Here is a 19932-nt window from a genome sequence, read left to right as displayed (position 1 = left end):
CACACTCCGCCGTCAGCGGTTCCCGCTGCACGACACCGCCGAGAAATCACCCTCCGCCGACTCCTCGGAGATGACCGCACCATCGACGAGGATCCGGCAGGAAATCTCACCGGACCCGCCGGCAGCGCTCACCGAGTAGTCGGTGGGTCCTGGCTCGGCGGGCAAGGTCCGCTCCCACGGCAGCTCCGCGCCGGAGACCTGGGAGACCGCCGTCCCCCGGCCGACGGTGATCGTGACCGCCGATCCCGATCCGTTCACCTCGAAAATCACCTCGGTCGCCGCGGGTTCGGTGACGGCGTCGACGGCCGGTTCGACGCCGGGATCCCCGCCGCCGGGTTCCCCTCCGCCGGCTTCCTGCTCGCCGCTCGGTGTCCCGGACGCGACCGTCTCCTCGGTCGGCGCGGTCCGGGGCTTGTCGTCCGAGCCGCCGAGGACGGCGAACCCGATCGGTACCGTGGCCGCGACCGCTGCGGCGGCGGCCAACCACGGCCATCGCCGGCGGCCCGCCGGGGCGTCGTCATCGCCGCCGTCCCGGGCCGGCCGGCGCCGGGTACCGCGGGTCCGCGGTTCTCCTCCGGTGCCGTCGGATGCCGCGGTCCGGGCGCGCACGGAGGCATGGACCCTCGTGTCGACGGCGTCGGCGGCCTCAGCGAGGTCGGCGGCGTCGGTGCCGGCGGTAGTACGGGTGGTGGCGGCGGTGCCGGCGGCGGCGCCGGTGGCGGTGCCGGCGGCGATACCGGTGGTGGCGTCGGTGCTGTCGGTGGCGGGCCCGGGGTCGTACGCGTCGCGCCGGTGGGCAGGCGCGCCGTAGCCGGACGGGGGCCGGACCGGATCGCCCGGGTCGCGATCGGGGTCGTGGCCGGGAGCCCCGGATGCGGGTCCGGCCGGGCCGGCGTGGGCCGGTCCGCCACCGAGGCCACCGAACCCGGCGGGACCGGCGGAGCCACCGAAGCCGGCGGGCTCGTAGTCCGGGTCGGCCCAGCCGTAGCCGTCGGCGTCGTGAACGGCGCCCGGCGAGTTGATACCGGGGGCGCCGTCACCACCGCCCGCCCAGCCGTCACCGGTGTCGGCCGGAAGGTCGTCGTCCCAGCCGTCGCCGGGCTCGGCCCAGCCGTCATCAGGACCGGCCGGCGGATAAGCGGGCGCAGCGGGGCCGGCCGGACCGAAGCCACGTTCGGCCGGGTCGTGGCCGCCGGGACCGGCCGGGTTGTACCCGGGCTCGGCCCAGCGGTCATCGGAGCCGGCCCGACCGGATCCACGCCCGGTGAGGTCGTAGCCGCGCTCGGCCGGCCCGTAGCCGTGCTCGGCCGGCCCGTGACCGCGCTCAGCCAGGTCATGGCCACGCTCGACCGGACCGTCGCCGGAAGCAGCGGAGCCGCCACCGGGCCCGACCGGCCCGCCACCGGGCCCGACCGGACCGTAGCCGCGACCGGCGGCGGTGTCGTGGCCACGTTCGCCCGGCCCACCCCGGCGCCCGGCGCGCCGGCCGGGCAGGCCCCGGCCGGCGTCCACCGCATCGCCGGACTCGAAGCGGGCCGACCCGGTCCGCGCACGCCCGGGGGCCCGATGAGCGGGGTACCCGTGGGCCTCCCGCGGCACCGGCGCGTCGCCGTCCTCCCCGCGGCCGGCCCGGCCGCGCCGATCGGCCGGATGGACCACCCGGTCGAGCGGGTCCTGGCCGGAGCCGCCGTGCCGCCCGCGGACGGGGACCTCGGCGGTGGGCGGGGTCGGGTCCTCGGCGCGGCGGCCCCCGCCGCGGTGGGCGCCCGCCGGGCGGTCGTCCCCCGGCGGCACCACGTCGGCCGCGCGCCGGCCGCGCGTCCCCGGACGGTGCGGCAACCGCGGGTGGGGCGGGGTCGCGTCGGACGGCTCCGGGGCGCGGCGCCGCCCGCGCCGTGGGCCGTCATCGTCCCTGGCCTCGTCCATCGGCCCGGAACCGTGACGCTCAGTGATCAACTTCGGTGGTGCGGGCGCCTCGCCGACCGGCTCCGGTCGGCGGTCGCGCAGCGGCGCAGGCCCGGCGGCGGCCCCCCGGTCCGGCGCGAAGACGACCCCGGCGGCGAGCTCGTCGGGCGAGAGATGCCCGGCCGGCGGCCCGGCTCCATCGTCCGGCGGGTCGATGACCTCGGTCGACCGGCGTCGGCCGCGTCGTGGCGCCGGAGCCCGCTCGTCGTCGAGCAGCCAGCGGCCCTCGTCCGGGTCCCATCTCGGTCCTGGCACGACGCCCCCCTCGGTTGCCGTGCCGATTCAACGATTCGGCCGCGCGCCCGTTACGGAACGCGGTCGCAGGGCCGGTCGTCAGCATCGTTCGGCCCCGCCCGCCGACCCGTTCGGACGCGCCGGGGAACACCGGCCGTCCCGTCCGGGCCCACGCGCGCAGCCGAATCCGGATGCGGTGCCGTGCGACCCGCTCCTGCCCCTCCTCCCCCGGCCCGGCGCCGTTGCACTATCGGGCCGATCCGCCGGCGACCCCCGCGACCGGGTCCCGGCGGTGCTGCGCCGTCCGCCCGGTTCGGTCCCGGCGATCCCGCGGCCCCACCGGGCCCAGGGTTCACCGAGCCGGTTCGCGCCGGCCGCCGCGCCGTCGTCGAGCGCAGCCACCCCGAGGGCCCGCCGCGCCGGTTCCGGCCCGGCCCGCAGCCGGCGCCCGATCCGGCACAGGACATCGAGCTGGGCCGGGTTGTAGAGGTCGAGCACGGCCTCCCGGACCGCACGGGCGGCCGCGGTCGGTCCCGTGACGGCGCTCCACAGCCCGGGGACCAGCGCCAGCACCCTCCTGATCCGGGAGAGCAGGCGGTCGGCGATCTCCTGCCGGATCGCCTCCTCGGCGTCGGCGGGCAGCCCGTCGAAGCCCGACGTCGCCGGGCTGCCGGGGAGCTTCTGCAGCGTGTCGGCCAGGGCGACGACGACGGCCGGATCGAGCACCCGGCTCATCACCACCACCAGGGACCGGTCGGCCGCGGACAGATCGGCGTCGGCGATCCGCGCCGCCAGCGCGGGCGGCAGGTCGGTGGGCGCGCACAGCTGCAGGATCTGGCGGACCTCGCCGCGTGCCCGGTGCAACCGTTCCAAGGTCCGGGTGAGCTGGGCGTCCAGCGCGCGGAGCGCCTCGCGGGGATGCTGGTCGGCGTCGCCCAGCTCGGCGATCTGGGTCAGGCTGAACCCGAGATCGGCCAGCCGTTTGATCCGCAGCGTCCGCACGAGGTGGGTGACGCCGTACTCCTTGTAGCCGTTGCCGCGGCGTTCCGGCTCCGGCAGCAGCCCGACGTCGTGGTAGTGGCGCACCGCCCGCGCCGTGGTGCCGGCGAGTTCGGCGAGCTCACGTGTACTCCAGGCCACGATCGTTCCTTCCGTGTAGCGGTCCGGCACCGATCAGAGGTGGCTGCTCAGCCGTTCGCGGTCGGCGGGCGAGAGCCCGCCCCACACCCCGTGCGCCTCGCGGTTCACCAGGGCGTGCACGGCGCACGGCGGGCGCACCGGGCACCCGGCACAGATGGCCTTGGCCGCCCGCTCGCGTCCCGGTTCGTCCTCCGGCGGGAAGAACACCTCGCACCCCATGGCGCGGCACGACGCCTTCCGGCGCCACGACCGGAACGGCTCGGACGACGTGGCCGGACCGGCACCATCACGACGGACGACGAGGGCCGGATCGGCCTGTGCTGCTGGCATGCGGTCAGCGTGGCCGCCCGGACGGCGTCGTCGCGTCGGTAAAGGTCCCTGATCCCGCCCGGCCCGTCCGGACCGGGCGGACCGCCGGCGACAGCCCGGTCCGGCATCGGACCAGGTCGCCCGCGCACCCGCCGGGGACGCCGTTGTCCCAGGTCGGCACCGGATGTCCGCGCTGTCCGGCGCCCCGTCCACACTGGTCGCCCGTGGTCTCCGACAGTGACCGCGGTGTCCGAATGGTCCATCTCGCTGCCACCACAACGGGGCTGGCGGAACGGCTTCGCATCGGTGAAACTCGCCTATTCGGGGGCGAACGGAATGATCCGGGAGCAGAGCTGAGTGATCTCCTGGGCCGGCGCGCGGAGCGCGCGGCCGTCGAGCACCTGCTCGCGCAGGCACACGCCGGGCACAGCGGCGCCCTCGTGCTGCGCGGTGAAGCCGGTATCGGGAAGACGGCGCTGCTGGAGCACGCCCGCGGCGTCGCGGACCCGTCCGGGTTCCGGGTGGAGAGCTCGGCCGGGGTGGAGTCGGAGTCGCAGTTCGCGTTCGCCGGGCTGCACCAGCTCTGCGTGCCGCTGCTCGACCGCGTGAGCGCGCTGCCCGAGCCGCAGCAGGCCGCCCTGGGGGTGGCGTTCGGGACGCACAGCGGCGCCGCGCCCGACCGGTTCCTGGTCGGGCTGGCCACCCTCAACCTGCTCGCCGAGGTCGCCGAGGACGGGCCGCTGCTGTGCCTGGTGGACGACGCGCACTGGCTCGACCAGGCGTCCGCCGAGGTGCTGGCGTTCGTCGCGCGGCGGGTGGAGGCGGAGCGGGTGGCGCTGGTGTTCGGCCTGCGCGATCCCACCGACCGGGAGGTCCCGGCGTTCGGCGGGCTGCCCGAGCTGCGCCTGGCCGGCCTGGGCGAGGCCGACGCGCGGGCCCTGCTCGCCACCGCGGTCCGCGCGCCGCTGGACGGCGGGGTCCGCGACCGGATCGTCGCCGAGGCGCGCGGCAACCCGCTGGCCCTGCTGGAGCTGCCCCGCGGGGTGCAGCCGGTGCAGCTGGCCGGCGGCTTCCAGCTGCCGGACGCGCTCGGCGTCCCGCACCGCGTCGAGGACAGCTTCCGGCGGCGTTCGGCCAGCCTGCCCGCCGACACCCAGACGCTGCTGCTGGTCGCCGCGGCCGAACCGACCGGCGACGCGGACCTGCTGTGGCGCGCCGCGCAGCAGCTGGGCATCGCCCGTGACGCGGCAGCCGCGGCGGAGGCCGCCGGGCTGCTCGAGATCGACGCCCGGGTGCGGTTCCGTCATCCGCTGGTGCGGTCGGCGGTCTACCGGGCGGCGACGCGGCCGGAGCAGCGCCGCGCGCACGGCGCGCTGGCCGCCGCCACCGATCCGCAGCTCGATCCGGACCGGCGCGCCTGGCATCGGGCGCAGGCCGTGCTGGGCACCGACGAGGAGGTCGCCGCCGAGCTGGAACGTTCGGCGGACCGGGCACGGGCCCGCGGCGGGCTGGCCGCCTCGGCCGCGTTCCTCAAGAATGCGGCGGACCTGACCCCGGATCCCGGCCGCCGAGCCGGCCGGGCGCTGGGGGCGGCGCAGGCCACCTACGAGTCCGGGGCCTCCCGGATCGCCTCCGAGCTGCTGACCGTCGCCGCGGCCGGCCCGCTGGACGCACTCGGCGGCGCCCGCCTGGAGCTGCTACGCGCCCAGATCGCTTTCCACCTGACCCGCGGCGCCGAGGTGCCGGGGATGCTGCTGGACGCGGCCAAGAAGCTCTGCCCGCTCGACGCCGCACTGTCCCGCGAGACCTACCTGCACGCGTTCGACGCGGCCATCATCACCGGCGGCCTCGGCGACGGCCGCGGCATGGCCGAGGTGGCCGAGGCCGCCCGGGCCGCGCCGCCGCCGGCCGGCCCGCCCGAACCCGCCGATCTGCTGCTCGACGCGCTGGTCACGACGCACACCGACGGATACGCGGCCGGGGTGCCGGTGCTCCGGCAGGCGCTGGAGGCATTCTGCGCCGACGACGACCCGGCGGAGCCGGCGGCCTGCCGGGAGGCCCGCCGCTGGCTGTGGCTGGCGAGCCGGGCCGCGCTGACCATCCTCGACGACGAGCTGCTCTGGGTGCTGGCCCGGCGCAACGTCCGGCTCGCCCGCGAGTCCGGCGCGCTGGCCTCGCTCCCGGCCGCGCTGCTGTACCTGTCGTCGATGTCGGTGCTCGCCGGCGAGCCGGGCCGGGCCGCCGAGCTGGTCGCCGAGGAGACGGCGATCCGGCAGGTGACCGGGGGCGTGTCGCTGCACTTCGGCCGGCTCGTCATGGCCGCCTGGCGCGGGGACCCGGCCGAGACCGTCGAGCTGCACGCCGTCGCCGTGCGGGAGGCGACCTCCCGCGGGAACAGCGCGGAGGTCTCGCTGGCCGAGCACGCCCTCGGGGTGCTCAACAACGGGCTGGGCGACTACGCGGCGGCGCTGGACGCCGAGGAACGGGCCTGCGCGTCCCTCGAACCACCGCACATCAGCCTCGCCCTGCCCGAGCTCGTCGAGGCGGCTACCCGCGCCGGACGGCCGGAACGCGCCGCCGTCGCACTGGAGGAGCTCGCCGCCCGCGCCCGTGCCACCGGCACCGACTGGGCACTCGGGCTGGCGGCGCGATCACGGGCGCTGACCGGCACCGGGCCGGACGTCGAGGAGCACTACCGGGAGGCGATCGACCACCTCGGGCGGTGCCGGCTGGTCGTCTACCTCGCCCGCACCCATCTCGTCTACGGCGAGTGGCTGCGCCGCGAGGGCCGCCGCCGCGAGGCCCGCGACCAGCTCCGCACCGCCCACGGGCTGCTGTCGGACATGGGCGCCGGGGCGTTCGCCGCCCGCGCCGCCCGCGAGCTGCGCGCCACCGGTGAGCGCCCGCGCAACCGCACCGCCGCCCGCCCGACTGACGCGCTCACCGCGCACGAGCTGCACGTCGCCAGGCTGGTGGCCACCGGGGCGACCTCCCGGGAGGTCGCCACCCAGCTGTTCCTCAGCCCGCGCACGATCGAGGCCCACCTGCGCAGCATCTACCGCAAGCTGGGGATCACCTCCCGCCGGCAGCTCAGGGAGCTGCAGCTGCCCTGAGCCGCGGACGGCGTCGTCAGGTGGTGGCCGGCGTCGTACGTGTCCGCCTCGCGGAGGCCCGACCCGAGGCGGTCCCGGCCCCGCTCACCAGCTCGATCAGTCACTCGCATGCCGGGACGCCAGGAGCTGCCCCCTCGATGCGGTCGCGGCAGCACACCTCTGATCACTCGCGCAGGTGCTCTTGCCGGCGGGGTATTCGGTCACCCCTACGAGTGACCCGGTAACGCACAGCTCACTTCGGCTGATTAGCCTTCGGGACATCTGAGCGGTGCAAGTAGGGGGAACCGGGTGGCTGACGGGCTGTCGGAGAAGCAGATCGAGCGGGCCTACGAGGTCTTCCTGAAACACTGCGAGACGAGCTCACCGGCGGATGCCGTCAAGGAACTCGGGACCATGATGGTCCCGCCCCCGCTGATCAAGGCCGTGCGGGAGAAGCACGAGGCCGAGACCATCCGTATTCGGAACCTCGACCAGCCGCCGTCCGTCTGGCGGGACGGCCGGGTCACGTGGTACACGGGCCCCAAGGAATCGGACCGAAACTGGCCCGCCGTCGTGAAATCGTTGCAGGCCAAGAACTTCGGCGAAGACAATATCGCATCGATCGACGAGGCGTCGACCAAGATCCTCTCCTTGCTCGACCACCCGAAACAGGACGAGTACCGCACCCGTGGGCTCGTCGTCGGATTCGTGCAGTCCGGCAAGACGACGAGCTTCACCGCGGTCATGGCCAAGGCGGCGGACCGCGGCTACCGCCTCTTCATCGTGCTGTCCGGCATTCACAACACGCTCCGACGGCAGACCCAGATCCGACTGGCGGGCGACCTCGTGCATCCCAACCCCGACCTCTGGCACGAGGTCACCACCGAATTGCAGGACTTCACCCCGCCCGGCGGCAACCCGCAGGTCTTCTTCGCGACCAAGGACCACCACATGCTGCTGGTGGTCAAGAAGAACGCCGCCGTGCTCCGCAAGCTCCGCGACTGGCTGGCCAAAGGCGGCGACTATCTGGCCAGCACACCGACCTTGATCATCGACGATGAGGCCGATCAGTCCACTGTCGCCACGGCGAAGATCAATCCGCTGCTGTTCCAGGTGATGAGCAAGTTCCCGAAGGTCGGCTACATCGGCTACACGGCCACGCCGTTCGCGAACCTGCTGATCAACCCCGCGGACACGACCGACTTCTATCCCCGCGACTTCATCGTCAACCTGCCCCAACCCACCGACTACCAGGGCACCGAGATCCTCTTCGGGCGTGAGCTCCTTCCCGGGGAGGACCCGGCCGACCTGCCCGGCGGTTACGACATGGTCCGCACCGTCCCCGACGACGAGGTCGACGATCTCAAGCCCCGGACGAAGAAGGATGCCGCGGACTTCCACCCCGGCGTGACGCACTCCTTGCGACGCTCCGTGGAGTGGTTCTGGTTGGCCACGGCCGCCCGGAAGGTGCGTCGCGGCGGCAACAAGCATTCGACGATGCTGATCCACACCACCACCGAGACGGCAGTGCACGAGCGGTTCAAGGACCCGCTGCTTGAGCTGAAGAACCGGATGCTGACGGGCCTCACCACCAGGGATCCCGAGCTCCTGGAACGACTTCGCACGACGTGGACGAGGGAGACCGCGCGGGTACCCGCGGCTGACTTCGGCGAGACCACCGTCGCCTTCGACGATCTCCTCGTGCAGCTGCCCGACGTCGTCAGGGCCACGAAGGTCGTGATCGACAACTACCGCAGCACAGACCGGCTCGACTACGAGTCGGGCCCCGTCACCGCCATCGCTGTCGGTGGCAACACCCTGAGCCGCGGCCTCACGCTCGAGGGCCTCGTGTCCAGCCTCTTCGTGCGCGCCGTGTCCGCCTACGACACGTTGCTGCAGATGGGCCGTTGGTTCGGCTACCGCTCTCACTACGCGGACCTCCCCCGCATCTGGATGACCGATGAGCTCATGGACTGGTTCAGCCACCTGGCGACGGTCGAGGCCGAGATGCGGCTGGACATCAACCGGTACATGAACCCCGGGGTGACGCCGCTGAACTTCGCCGTGCGCCTCCGAACGCACCCGAAGATGATCATCACCGCCAAGGCCAAGATGACCACCGCCGTCCGCGCCGTCTCCGCATACGGCGGCCAGCTCGTCGAGTCGCGGTTCTTCGACGTCTCCGACGACGGCCTGCCCTGGCTGGAGGCGAACGCCGCCGCAGCCCGGACACTGGTCTACCGCGCCGCACGCGACGGGTCCGCAGATGCGTCGCGAGAGCAGACGGCCTTGTTCACCGACGTCCCGCACGAGCACGTCCTCGAGTTCCTCGCGTCCTACTCGTTCCACGAACGCTCCTCGGACGGGCACTCCGGTCGTATCGCCGAGTACATCCGCAAGCGGGTCCGGGCAGGCTCGCTCGGCCGCTGGAGTGTCGGCGTCATCGGCAACTCGCAGGCCGAGGCAGGAACGAAGCGCTGCGACCTCGGCTCCGATGTCGAGGTCCAGATGGTCCGACGCGCGCGGCTGTCCTACGACGAGGACCGCGACTTCGACGGCGTCGCGGACATCAAGACCCTCTCGGGTAGCCGTGACGAGGCGATCGACCTCGACATTGCGAGCAGCCAGCCCAAGCGGTCCGAGCTCGACGCGAAGCGGAGGCAGCAGCGACCGAACGACGGCCTGCTGCTGCTGTACCCGATCGATCCGTGGTCAGAGCCGACGGCCAAGAAGGGCCGCGCCCCGCTGGCCGCGCCGACCGACGACGTCGTGATGGGCGTGGCCCTGGTGTTCCCACGCCCCAAGGACAAGGACTCCGACGTCGAATACATGAGCGCAGACCTGTCGAAGATCAACGTCGTGGAAGAAGAGGACCTCTCGATCCTCGATCAGGACGACAACGAGTGACACCCGACAGCAACCGGCTCGACGAGCTCTGGGCCGCGGCCGCGGCCCGGCCCGCGGTCAGCCTCTTCCGGACAGCGACCACCGGCATCGACACCGAGCAGGGCCCGGTCCTGATCGGCGTCCGCAACACCGGGGCGCGACACCTGCTCGTCCCCATCGACGGGAAACACACCTTGCAGGAGGATGTTGACGGGCGCGCCGTCACGCTACAGCGGCAGGTTCTGGAGGAGGACACCAGCTACCGCGTCTACGCCTCACTCGCCCTGGCCGACGACAGACTGCGTGATCTTTTCACCGCGTTGTGCGTCGAGGTGGTCGAGCGGATCGCCGCCACCCCGAACAAGGCCTTGGCCGCGTTGCGACGGACCTTGGCCGACTGGCGGGCGCTGCTGTCGGGCTCGCGGCATACGCTGGGGCCCGAGGAGCTGGCAGGCCTGTTCGGCGAGCTCACCGTCCTGCGCGCGATGGTCGCCCGCGACCCGGGAGCAGTGGCCTTCTGGACCGGGCCGTCGAAGAGCAAGCAGGATTTCCACCGCGGCTCGACCGCGCTCGAGGTCAAGAGCACATCCTCGACGGAGTCCAGGACCGCGAGGATTCACGGTCTCGGCCAGCTCGACGGCGGCGGCGGACGGCTCCTGCTGACCTGGTTCCGGCTCCGAACCGACCGCGGGAGGTCCGTGCCCGAGCTCGTCGACGAGATCCTGGAGATCACCGACGACGAGGCCACCTTCCTGGCTGCCCTGCTCCAGGCCGGCTACGCCCAGATGGAGCGCGAGGTCTACTCGCGGCGGGTCTACGAGGTGGTCGAACAGCGGACCTTCGAGGTCGGACCGGGCTTCCCGCGCATCATCGCTGCGGGCCTGACCGGAGACGCGGAATTGGCCGGCCTCGACCATGTCGACTACGACGTGGACCTCGACAGCGCTCCGGCCGTCGCAGCGCGCACCGATGCCGATCCCGTCGAGACGCTCCTGGAGCAGTCGTGATCACGCCGCGCTGGTGGTCCCAGCCCTTCCCGCCGACGGGCGCCATCGCGTCCGAGGGCATCCGCAACCAGCTCGGCCGCCCGCCCGTCGACCCGCTGACGGTGTTCGTCCGGGAGACGGCGCAGAACTCGTGGGACGCTCGGCTCGGCGACCGGCCGATGTCGTTCAGGCTCGAACTCACCACGGTCGCCCCGTCGCACCGGCCGAACTGGGAGCGGCTGCTCACCCCGCCGGCGAACCGCGAGCCCAACCTCGGCATCGGCAGGCTGGTACGAACCCCGAACCTGCGACTGCTGTCCGTGGTGGACCGTGGCACGAAGGGCCTCGGGGGGCCGACCAGAGCCGACGAGCTCGCCGTGGACCGTCGCGACTGGGTCTCGTTCGTGCTCAACGTCGGGGAGAAGCGCGACACCCACCAGGGCGGCGGCACCTACGGCTATGGAAAGGCCGTCCTGTACCAGCTGTCCAAGGTGGGCACGATCCTCGTCTACACGCGGACCGACGTGCCGGGGGTCGGGCCGGAGTCCCGGCTGGTCGGCATCGCCATGCGCGAATCGTTCGACGGCCGCGAGAACCCGACCGATGACACTCGCCCGTTCACCGGGCGGCACTGGTGGGGTGACGTCCAGGAGGGCCACGTCGAGCCGCTCCTCGGGGCGGAGGCCGACACCGTCGCTCGCAGCCTGGGGCTGTCCCCCTTCTCCGGCGACGAGACCGGTACCACCCTCGTCGTCCTCGATCCGAATCTCGACGACTTCGAGGACGTCGACAAAGGGGCTCGTCACCTCGCCAACACCCTCACCTGGCAGCTGTGGCCGATCATGCTGCCGGAGCGCGGCGACAACCGTCTCATTGCCGAGGTCAGGGCGAGCGGCACGACCTTCCCGGTCCCCGACCCCGCGGAGACGTACCCGCTGGATCTGTTCGTCGAGGCGTACCGCGCGCAGCGGAACGGCGAGGGTGAGGTGCTGGAGTGCAAGAGCCCCAAGCGAAGGCTCGGCACGTTCGCGGTGAAGGAGGACTTCGTCCTGCCCATGGTCAAGGACTCCGCCAGCCTCGCCGCCGCATATGCGGGGGTTCCGGGCGACCCGCACCACATCTGTCTGATGCGCTCGCCGGAGCTGGTCGTCCGCTACCTCGAACAGACCGAGACGGGGTCGGTGAGCCGTGCCTACGCCGGCGTGTTCCGGGCAGCCGATGATCTGGACGAGGTCTTCGCCGCCAGCGAACCCCCGACACACGACGACTGGGTGAGCCAGCAGCTGTCCGGCCACGACAAGACGTTCGTCAACGTCACGTTCAAACGGATCAAGGATCAGCTCGCCCGGTTCAAGGGCTCCGCAGCAGCCTCCGTCCGCACCGAGACCGGAGTCGCGCTCGGCGCCGCGAGCAACTTCCTCGGTGGAATCGTCGCGGCGGCCTTCGCCCGTCCCGAGGCCCACCCTCGCGGAGGCGGCGGTGGACGCGGCGGCGCCGGCGGAGGCGGCGGACGTCCGTCGCCTGCGCCCAGAGACAAGGTGCGCGTGACCGAGCTGACCGAACCGGCCGTGGACGAGCGCGAGGGCAAGGTCGTTCTCGCCCAACGGTTCTCGGTGACCGGGCCCGGCCCCGTCCTGCTCCGGGTCCGGCTGTCCGTCGGCCTCGGCGAACACGGCCGGGAGGACGACGCCCCCGTGGGTGCGGCACGTCCCGAGGTCCTGCTCTGGTCCACGGAGACGGGGCTGCACAGGACCGAGGCCTGTCTGGTCGACAGCCCGTCCGAGGTGGAGCTGGTCGTGCTGCCGGTGCCGGACACCATCACCGACATCGTCGTCACCGGCGCCCGTCACGAGGAAATGGTCGTCCCGTGAGCCGCGCGTACCCCTACCGGCGGCCACCCGACGACGTCGTCACGATCGGCCCCTGGCTGCGGGCCGGCGGGGACTCGCTCGACGAGCTCCCGCTGGAACTGCCCGACTGGGACTACGGGACGATCCTGCACCTGAAGCGGCCCATGCGAGTGGACGGTCTGCGCGCCCGCGAGAGCTGCGGGCTCTCCCCCGACTCCGCCATCATCCTCACCGTCGTCTGGGCGGCCGCCAACTCGTCGCTGCGCGGGCAGGCCTGGCAGGGCCCCGTACCCGCTGACGACGGGGCCGAACTGGAGATCGACTTCGAGCTCCCCGGCGGTGAGCTCGGCGGCAGGCTCGACCTCGAGACCAGCCTGATCCTGCGGACCGCCGGTCCCGGATCGTCCGCGACGGCCCCGAGCCGGCCCGGCAGCGTCCTCTGGCGTGAGGTGCACTCGGTGATGCTCCAGGGTGACGCCGTCCTGTTCCCCCTCGCCGTCGTCGACTTCGAGCAGGTGCGCTACCCCTCCGGCGCCGCATGGCACCTCGAGCTCAGCGAGGACCTCGACTCACAGGCCCTGGGGTCGATCCTGTTGCTCGCCAACAAGCGCCGTCCCATCGTCACCTCCGCGTTGGAGAACGCCGCGGACCCGACGGAAGCCGACCGGCTGGTGCTCTCCACCGTACGGAGCGAGGTCATCCGGTCTCTCGTGGAACGCGCCGTCGTGGACGACGAGTTCGATCCCACGAACGACTACGCCGCCGGTACCGTCGGCGCACTGCTCGTCTCCGTGCTGCAGGCGACCTTCCGCGACCGGGACCTCGACGCCCTGCGCCGCGAACGCAGACAGGACCCGATCTTGTTCACCACCCGGCTGCAGAACGCCACGGGCCTGCTGGCGGACACGTGAGCATCCTGTACCCGCGGCTGCTCGACTCCGCCGCCACCCAACTCTTCGAACGCTACCAGCGGCTCACGATCGAGGAGTTGACCGCCGAGCACACCTTCACCCACCCGTCGGCGGTCTTCGCCGCGACCGGTGGACATCGCGTCCCCCGCGAGCACCTCGAGGACCTACGCGGACGGGTTCTCACGATCGCCGACCAGGCCGGATTCCCCGGCGGTGGACGTCGCCGCAGCTACAGCGACTTCGACCTCGACGTCGCCCGTCTGCTGCACGAGCGGATGGGCCTCGTCGCTGCCGAGGCGTCCGTGCGGGCGATCTGGGCGTTCCTCGCCCTCGTCGTGCTGCCCGATGTGTCGTTCTGGCGCTTCCGCGAGCCCACCGGTGACCGCTTCCTCGCCACCGACATCACCCGCCACGTCTGGGGAAGGCTGTGGTGGCGCGCACATCTCACCACCGTGCCGAGCGAGACCGACCCGTATCGCCTCATCGGCAGCTTCGGCGAAGCCGACTTCGACCAGATCTTCGCCCGACGGACGGGGCTGGGTGGGAGCCGCGCCCTCATCCGAGCACTGGCGGACGTCTGGCCGAGCGTGGACAAGGGCGGCTTCGCCGACCGCCGAGTACTGCGGGACGTGCTCAAGCGCCTCCTCCGGACAGCCCCGGTCATCGAGTTCGACGCACTGGGCTACGCCGACCTGTGCACGGAGATCCGCCGGGAGGCGGCGGGCTCCGTCGCCGCGATCCGTGAGGCGGACCTTCGGGCTCAGTGACCGCGTACGGCCTCCTCGACGGCGTCCACCGCGGTCAGTGGGTCCTGATGCTCCCAGAACCGCAACACCGTCCAGCCCAGTCCGAGCAAGTGCGCATCGGTCGCCCGGTCACGCTGCCGGTTCTTCTCGAGCTTCGCGGCCCACCACTCCCGGTTGGCTCGTGGGATGCTCGAGTGCTCGGGGCAGCAGTGCCAGAAGCAGCCGTCGACGAAGACGGCCACTCTCGCCCCGGCGAAGATCATGTCCGCGCGACGACGCGGCATTCCCGGGATCGCCGCGTCGACCCGGTAGCGGAGCCCCCTGCGATGCGCCTCCTTACGGATCAACATCTCGGGCTCGGTGTCGCGGCGCCGTGCCTTGCTCATACGGGCGGCGACCGAGGCGCTGGAAGCCACGGGACGTTCGCGCGACACCGCATCCTCCCTGATCACACTGCAGCTTCAAGGGCTACCACACCCCCGGCCGAGGACACGCCGGCGGGCTTACGGAAACTGTCGGTGCGGGCCGGCTAGATTACAGCCGTGGCAGTCCTGCGTCTCGTCGACCTGTTTGCGGGCTGCGGTGGCCTGACCAGGGGCTTCCTCGATTCGAACCGGCGGCCGGGTGCGCCCGCGACGTTCGAGGTCGTCGCGGCGGTCGAGATGGACCGGGCCGCAGCCGCGACCTACGCGGCCAACTACGGTCGCGACCATCTCTTCCACGGCAAGATCGAGGACTGGCGCACGGAGGACATCCCCCCGGCCGACATCGTCGTGGGTGGGCCGCCTTGCCAAGGCTTCTCGAACCTCGGCAAGCGCGATCCCGACGACTTCCGCAACCGTCTGTGGCGCCAGTACGCGCGAACCGTGGAGAAGATTCAGCCCGACTACTTCGTGATCGAGAACGTCGCCGCGTTCTTCCGTTCGCCTCAATGGAGGCTGTTGCAGGCTGCCACCGGCGAGGACGGTCCCCTCCACAATTACCGGCTGCAGGCACACACCCTCAACGCCGCCGAATTCGGCGTGCCGCAGTTCCGTAAGCGCGCAGTGGTCCTGGGCCACCGAGACGACCTACCACCCCTGCCGCCTCCAGCCGGAACGTTCGCGGGCAGGCCTCACCTGTTCCGTACCGTCCGTACGGCGCTGGTCGGGCTGCCCCCGCACGTCGACCCGGACCACACCGAACTTCCCAGCGGTAGTTTCGACTTCGATGGTGGTCTCCCGGGCGCCTTCAAGACCGCCGAGCTTCACATCACCCGCAGGTTCGAGCAGCTGTCCCTCGACCGTTTCGCGGCCGTCCCGGTAGGCGGGAACCGAACCGACCTGCCGTGGGAACTGCAGACCCCTGGTTGGCGAAAGCACCGGACCGGTTCGATGGACGTGATGGGCAGGCTCCACTGGGACAAGCCCTCCGTGACGATCCGCACGGAGTTCGTGAAGCCTGAGAAGGGCCGCTACCTCCACCCCGTCGAGGACCGTCCGCTCACCCAGGCGGAAGGCGCACTCCTGCAGACCTTTCCGCTGGACTATCAGTGGTGCGGCACGAAGGTGGCCATCACCCGTCAGATCGGCAACGCGGTCCCGGTCGCCCTGGCCACCGAACTTGCATCTCTCCTCGCCGACGCCTATCGCTGAGCTCCACCCCGCTCATTGCTGTGGCGCGATCTTGTGCCTCACTGGTGATCGATGCCCCCTTGTGCCAATGAGGCTCTTCCACGTCGTCGCTCTGGCCGGGACCGAGCTCGACCGGTCCCGCCTGCGGGTCCAGCAGGCCACCCGTGGGGCGTCGGGCCCGCACTGGTGACCCGCCCTACGGGATCCGCCGGGTCCTGCGCACCCGCGCCCCGCTGCTCACCACCCGGCAGCAGGCACGCATCACCGCCGTCTTCGCCGCCCGCCGCGTCGGAGCTGCTGTTCGGCCTGCTCACCGAGGTCCACCGACACCGGCATCCTCGCCCCCGAGAACGCCGACGAGTCCGGAATGGATGGAGCCGACCGGCGGAGGCAGATGGTGACTCCGTCCACGTCCTCTCTCGGGACCGGGCCGGCGATCTGCGCTTCGCAGATGCCCTGAGCAGCGGCGATGTCAGCTCGCGGCACCGCATCAAGACATGAACGTTGGACGAGGCCGGGTTCACGTTCGTCGTCGGCTCCCGGGTCAGCAAGGCTGCGGTCGACCTGGAGCCACACTTCGGCTGGCACGGCGACGCGTCCACGGCCAGGTCACCATCCGGCGATCCGGCGGATGGTGCGGCCGGTCGCCCTGGCCGGTGGGGTGCGTGGTCGTCGTGATCTCCTCTCGCGGGTTGGGGCGGATCGCTGGGGAATCGCAGGAAGATGTAGCGGTGTCACAGGCTCGCCAGCACCTCCTCCGCGGCCTGCTGCCCCGAGCCGGCCGCATCTGCGAGGGAAGGCATGTCCAGCTGGTAGTCGCCGGCGAGGTAGACGGGCCCGAGGTTCTGGCGCAACGTCGGCAGCGAGGCGCGTCCGCCCGGCGCCCAGAACGGCACGACCCGCGGGTGGCGGCGCAGGATGCCCTGATCGAGTTTCCCCTCGAGCTCGGGGTAGAGCGAGAGAAGATCCGTCGTGAAGCGCGAGACGATCTCCTCGTCGGTGAGCCCGAAGAGGCTGTCGGCCTCGGCGCCACCCGCGAAGCAGGCCAGTGCACCACCGGGCTTGCGCATGCTGCCGCGACGCAGGGCAGCGGCATGGTTGAACACCGCCTGGAACGACAGCTCCGGTGTCGACACGGCCAGGAAGTCGTCCCAGCGCTGCGGTCCTTCCTCGTGGGTGAAGAAGCCCACCACGACGTACCGGCCGTAGCGGATGTCGTCGAACGCCCTCCGATACGCCGGCGGCAGCCCCGGCATGATCGTCACGGCGACGTCGGCGGGCACGGCGACGATGGCCCGCCGGGCGCTCAGACGCACCGGCCCCTGTTCGTCCTCGTAGTCCACGACCACGCCGTCCGGGGTCCACTCCACCGACGTCACCGGCGAGTTCAGCCGGATCCTGTCGCCGAGGTCGTCGGCCAGGACGTCGGTGAGCGTCTGGTTGCCCCCTTCGGGGAGCGTGAGGTTCGGAACCTTCTCGGGGTCGGTCAGCAGGATGCCCATGGAGGTCACGAACTGCGTCGCCGCCGTCTCCTCCGGCTCACAGCCCATCCACTGGCCGGACCAGGACCGGACCATCTCCCGAGCCAACCCCGATCTGACCCCACGCAGGACGAAGTCGGCCCGTCGGGCGTCCAGATTCGACCGGACCCGCTTCGCCCAGCGCCGGTCCGGGTCCATCTCCAGAAACGGCGCGTTCGCGAGAATGCGGGTTCCGACCGCTGCCAGCCCGACCCGGTCCGTGAGGCTCATCCGGGAGCGGAGCATCAGGCCGAACGGGTTCGAGGTGTCGACCTGCTTCCCGCCGAGCGAGAGCGCCACCGACTTGCCCTCCAACGTTCCCATGGGGATCCGGTGGCGGTGCAGGGCATCGATCAGTGGCCCGGTGCCCTCCGTGAACTGGGTGCCGAGGTTGATCCAGTAGTCACCTTGCCGTACGGAGTCCACGCGGCCACCGGCACGTCCGCTGCTCTCGAGCACGACGACATCCCGGCCGGCCAGCACGGTCGCTGCCATCAGGCCCGCCATGCCGGCGCCGACGACAACGACCTCGCAGTGCCCGTCTCGAACGGATTCGGACGCCTTCCCGTTCGTCGTCATGCCGGCTGCTCCCCTCGACGGCTCCGCACAGCGCCGCACCGGCGCCCGCGGACCGTGGACGACGAGGATCGCCGGGCGCGGCGGCGGCTTCCGTTCACCCGGTCGTTGAACCGGTCGACGGCCCAGATGAGGCGCAGTCCCAGCCGGCCCATCATCATCGGGCGCGGGAACCGGGGCTCCTCGGCCCACAGGACCTCCAGGTCCTCGGTACGTTGACCGTCGACGATCAGATCGGCGATCAGCGACCCGACGTAGGGAGCCTGGGCCAGTCCGTGCCCGTTGCACGCGATCGAGTAGTAGACGTCGTCCCCGATCTTCCCGGCTACCGGGAGCCAGGACGACGTGATCGCGATCCAGCCTCCCCAGGCGCGTTCGACGGCGACGTCGGCGAGGTCGGGGAACCGGGTCGCGAACGCCTCCGCCAGTTCCGCGACGAGTGCCGGATCCGGTCGCTTCTGCGGAAGCGGGTACGAGGTTCCCCGTTCCAGCCGGCGGACTCCGAAGACGATCGTATTGCGTGCGGTCAGCCGGTAGTTCTCCATGATGTTGTGCTGGGTCACGAGCCCGGCCCGGCTCGTCCAGCCGAGCGCCGCCAGGCGGTCCGGATCGACCGGCTCGGTCTCGACCTCCACGACCCAGATCGGCACCGCGAGTCGTTCGGGGGTGATCCCCCATTCACCGGCGAACGCGTTCGTCGCCAGGACGACCTTGTCCGCCCGCACGGTGCCCTGTGACGTGCACAGGACGACCTGGCCCGAGTCACGCGTGACGTCGGTGATCCGGCTCCGTTCGAAGACCCGGGCCGAGGAGGCCAGCACCGCCCGGCGCAGCCCGAGTGTGAACGCCCCCGGGTTCATGATGCCCCCGACCTGTTCGCGCATCCCACCGAGGAACCCGTGCGGGATGCCGAGCTCCGCGCTCGAGCCGAGCTCGACGTGACCGCCGACGCGACGGAGGATCGTGGCGACTCGACGGACCCGGCCCATCTGCCCGCGCGATACGGCCGCGAAGACGTTGCCGGTGGGTGCGTAGTCGCAGTCGATGTCATGGCTGTCGATGAGGTTCTCCACATGGTGCGCGGCACGTTCGGCGAGCCGCACCATGCCGGGCATCTTCTTGCGGAACAGCAGGTTGAGCAGTTGGATGTCGCCGCCCGGTGCGCCCGCCAGCTGACCCGCGTTGCGGGAGCTGGCGCCGTGGCCACAGAACTCTGCTTCGAGGAGCACCACGTCCCGTCCACGCTCGGCCAGCCGCAGCGCGGTGGACATGCCGTTGAGCCCACCTCCGACGACCGCGACCTCGCAGGTCACGTCCTCGGCAAGGGCGGGAGCCAGATCGGTGGGCGGGTCCACCCACCCGCTGAAATCGGTATACCGGACGTTCTCGGTGGTCATCTCGCGGCTCCTGCCCCACGGCGGGCCGGCTCCAGACCCGTTCGCACGTTGTGCAGGTGCAGGGCGCGGTAGGCGAAGTAGTAGACGAACAGCTGGGTGCCCCATGTGGCGAGTGCCGCGGTGTAGAACCACGTGCGATGGGCGTCGTCACCGGGGATCGGGAAGAAGTCGTAGGTGACCGCGATGACGGTGGCGGCGGCGGTGGCGATCCCGGTCCAGAGGGCGAGCACCTTGGCGCCGATCTTCCAGAGCCGCCACGTGAAGTAGGCGAGGAAGACCGTGGTGAGCAGGTTGACCATGACGTAGAACACCGCCGGCCCCAGGTGGAACTGCCCGCTCTCGAACCGCATGAGGTAGAGCCCGGCCGCGATGCCGAGGGCGAAGACCCCGATGTCGACGCCCACGCTCGGCTTGTAGCGGTGCGTCACCCGCATCAGACCCATCACGAGGATCAGGGTGATCCCGACTGCGCGGGAGAAGGCGTCGAAGAAGTAGGCGACGGTGTAGAGCGGGCTGCCCTCGTCCCCGCCGAGCAACGCCCACAGGAGGAAGTTCGTGCCGGAGGTGGCGACGATCATCCATTCCAGCCCGAGCAGGTAGTTGCCGTAGTGCCGGATGAACTTCCATCCGAACCAGAAGCCGGCGAAGATCATCCAAAGATCGGCCAGCATGAAGAGCAGGTCCTTCATGTTCCGAGCTCCCTCGGG

14 protein-coding genes and 1 pseudogene are annotated in these 19932 nt (G+C 71.7%); 8 read left to right on the top strand and 7 right to left on the bottom strand.

The genetic code is table 11. The features are described from left to right. Window positions 1-12 precede the first annotated feature (12 nt). The 3 genes from ACVJO7_RS24790 to ACVJO7_RS24780 all read right to left on the bottom strand — a co-directional run bounded on the left by ACVJO7_RS24790 (window position 13) and on the right by ACVJO7_RS24780 (window position 3669). The gene (locus tag ACVJO7_RS24790) at window positions 13-2220 is read right to left on the bottom strand and encodes an MmpS family transport accessory protein (RefSeq protein WP_491674869.1); all 2208 of its coding nucleotides are present in this window, start codon (window positions 2218-2220) and stop codon (window positions 13-15) included. 78 nt (window positions 2221-2298) lie between these two features. Then, window positions 2299-3339 carry a MerR family transcriptional regulator gene (locus ACVJO7_RS24785; protein ID WP_491674868.1) on the bottom strand — a complete coding sequence of 347 codons (1041 nt, stop codon included), beginning with the start codon at window positions 3337-3339 and terminating at the stop codon, window positions 2299-2301. A 33-nt stretch (window positions 3340-3372) separates the two neighbouring features. Continuing rightward, complete coding sequence (locus ACVJO7_RS24780) at window positions 3373-3669, bottom strand: WhiB family transcriptional regulator (RefSeq protein WP_491674867.1); 297 nt, start codon at window positions 3667-3669, stop codon at window positions 3373-3375. 380 nt (window positions 3670-4049) lie between these two features. Between ACVJO7_RS24780 and ACVJO7_RS24775 the strand changes: the two genes are divergently transcribed. The 6 genes from ACVJO7_RS24775 to ACVJO7_RS24750 all read left to right on the top strand — a co-directional run bounded on the left by ACVJO7_RS24775 (window position 4050) and on the right by ACVJO7_RS24750 (window position 14140). Continuing rightward, on the top strand, window positions 4050-6761 hold the full coding sequence (locus tag ACVJO7_RS24775) for an ATP-binding protein (protein ID WP_491674962.1): 2712 nt from the start codon (window positions 4050-4052) through the stop codon (window positions 6759-6761). Between the two features lie 288 nt (window positions 6762-7049). Then, window positions 7050-9647, top strand: coding sequence for a Z1 domain-containing protein (locus ACVJO7_RS24770; RefSeq protein ID WP_491674866.1), 2598 nt, complete (start codon window positions 7050-7052; stop codon window positions 9645-9647). After that, window positions 9644-10633 carry a PD-(D/E)XK motif protein gene (locus ACVJO7_RS24765; RefSeq protein WP_491674865.1) on the top strand — a complete coding sequence of 330 codons (990 nt, stop codon included), beginning with the start codon at window positions 9644-9646 and terminating at the stop codon, window positions 10631-10633. Before ACVJO7_RS24770 ends, ACVJO7_RS24765 begins: the two co-directional genes overlap by 4 nt. A 356-nt stretch (window positions 10634-10989) precedes the next feature. After that, the gene (locus tag ACVJO7_RS24760) at window positions 10990-12483 is read left to right on the top strand and encodes a hypothetical protein (RefSeq protein ID WP_491674864.1); all 1494 of its coding nucleotides are present in this window, start codon (window positions 10990-10992) and stop codon (window positions 12481-12483) included. Beyond that, window positions 12480-13373 carry a hypothetical protein gene (locus ACVJO7_RS24755; RefSeq protein WP_491674863.1) on the top strand — a complete coding sequence of 298 codons (894 nt, stop codon included), beginning with the start codon at window positions 12480-12482 and terminating at the stop codon, window positions 13371-13373. The genes ACVJO7_RS24760 and ACVJO7_RS24755 overlap by 4 nt, the downstream gene beginning before the upstream one ends. Next, complete coding sequence (locus ACVJO7_RS24750; protein WP_491674862.1) at window positions 13370-14140, top strand: DUF6339 family protein; 771 nt, start codon at window positions 13370-13372, stop codon at window positions 14138-14140. The genes ACVJO7_RS24755 and ACVJO7_RS24750 overlap by 4 nt, the downstream gene beginning before the upstream one ends. On the opposite strand, the gene ACVJO7_RS24745 is transcribed toward ACVJO7_RS24750, so the two are convergent. After that, window positions 14134-14553: a very short patch repair endonuclease gene (locus ACVJO7_RS24745; RefSeq protein ID WP_491674861.1), complete on the bottom strand. Its 420-nt coding sequence runs from the start codon at window positions 14551-14553 to the stop codon at window positions 14134-14136. The genes ACVJO7_RS24750 and ACVJO7_RS24745 overlap by 7 nt on opposite strands. A 108-nt stretch (window positions 14554-14661) precedes the next feature. Here ACVJO7_RS24745 and ACVJO7_RS24740 point away from each other — a divergent pair, with 108 nt between their 5' ends. Beyond that, window positions 14662-15753 carry a DNA cytosine methyltransferase gene (locus tag ACVJO7_RS24740; protein ID WP_491674860.1) on the top strand — a complete coding sequence of 364 codons (1092 nt, stop codon included), beginning with the start codon at window positions 14662-14664 and terminating at the stop codon, window positions 15751-15753. Window positions 15754-15829: 76 nt separating this feature from the next. After that, window positions 15830-16013, top strand: a pseudogene (locus ACVJO7_RS24735) (transposase); the annotation flags it as partial. A gap of 453 nt (window positions 16014-16466) precedes the next feature. Here ACVJO7_RS24735 and ACVJO7_RS24730 read toward each other — a convergent pair. Genes ACVJO7_RS24730 through ACVJO7_RS24720 form a run of 3 tightly spaced genes read right to left on the bottom strand, consistent with a single transcriptional unit; the run spans window position 16467 to window position 19914 of the window. Then, window positions 16467-17831 (bottom strand): flavin monoamine oxidase family protein, encoded by a 1365-nt coding sequence (locus ACVJO7_RS24730; RefSeq protein ID WP_491674859.1) that lies wholly within the window; start codon window positions 17829-17831, stop codon window positions 16467-16469. Then, entirely contained in the window at window positions 17828-19225 is a 1398-nt protein-coding gene (locus tag ACVJO7_RS24725) for an NAD(P)/FAD-dependent oxidoreductase (protein ID WP_491674858.1), read from the bottom strand. The genes ACVJO7_RS24730 and ACVJO7_RS24725 overlap by 4 nt, the downstream gene beginning before the upstream one ends. Beyond that, window positions 19222-19914: a transporter gene (locus ACVJO7_RS24720; RefSeq protein WP_491674857.1), complete on the bottom strand. Its 693-nt coding sequence runs from the start codon at window positions 19912-19914 to the stop codon at window positions 19222-19224. The genes ACVJO7_RS24725 and ACVJO7_RS24720 overlap by 4 nt, the downstream gene beginning before the upstream one ends. Window positions 19915-19932 lie beyond the last annotated feature (18 nt).

It is taken from the genome of Pseudonocardia sp. DxW (assembly GCF_058448985.1).
The sequence above is the reverse complement of the archived record's forward strand: the minus strand, read 5'-3'. Positions and strand labels throughout refer to the sequence as shown.

Excerpts from the sequence above, each read along its gene's own strand:
- ACVJO7_RS24725 (WP_491674858.1), bottom strand. The coding sequence starts at position 19,225 with ATGACCACCGAGAACGTCCGGTATACCGATTTCAGCGGGTGGGTGGAC.
- ACVJO7_RS24720 (WP_491674857.1), bottom strand. The coding sequence starts at position 19,914 with ATGAAGGACCTGCTCTTCATGCTGGCCGATCTTTGGATGATCTTCGCC.
- ACVJO7_RS24780 (WP_491674867.1), bottom strand. The coding sequence starts at position 3,669 with ATGCCAGCAGCACAGGCCGATCCGGCCCTCGTCGTCCGTCGTGATGGT.
- ACVJO7_RS24730 (WP_491674859.1), bottom strand. The coding sequence starts at position 17,831 with ATGACGACGAACGGGAAGGCGTCCGAATCCGTTCGAGACGGGCACTGC.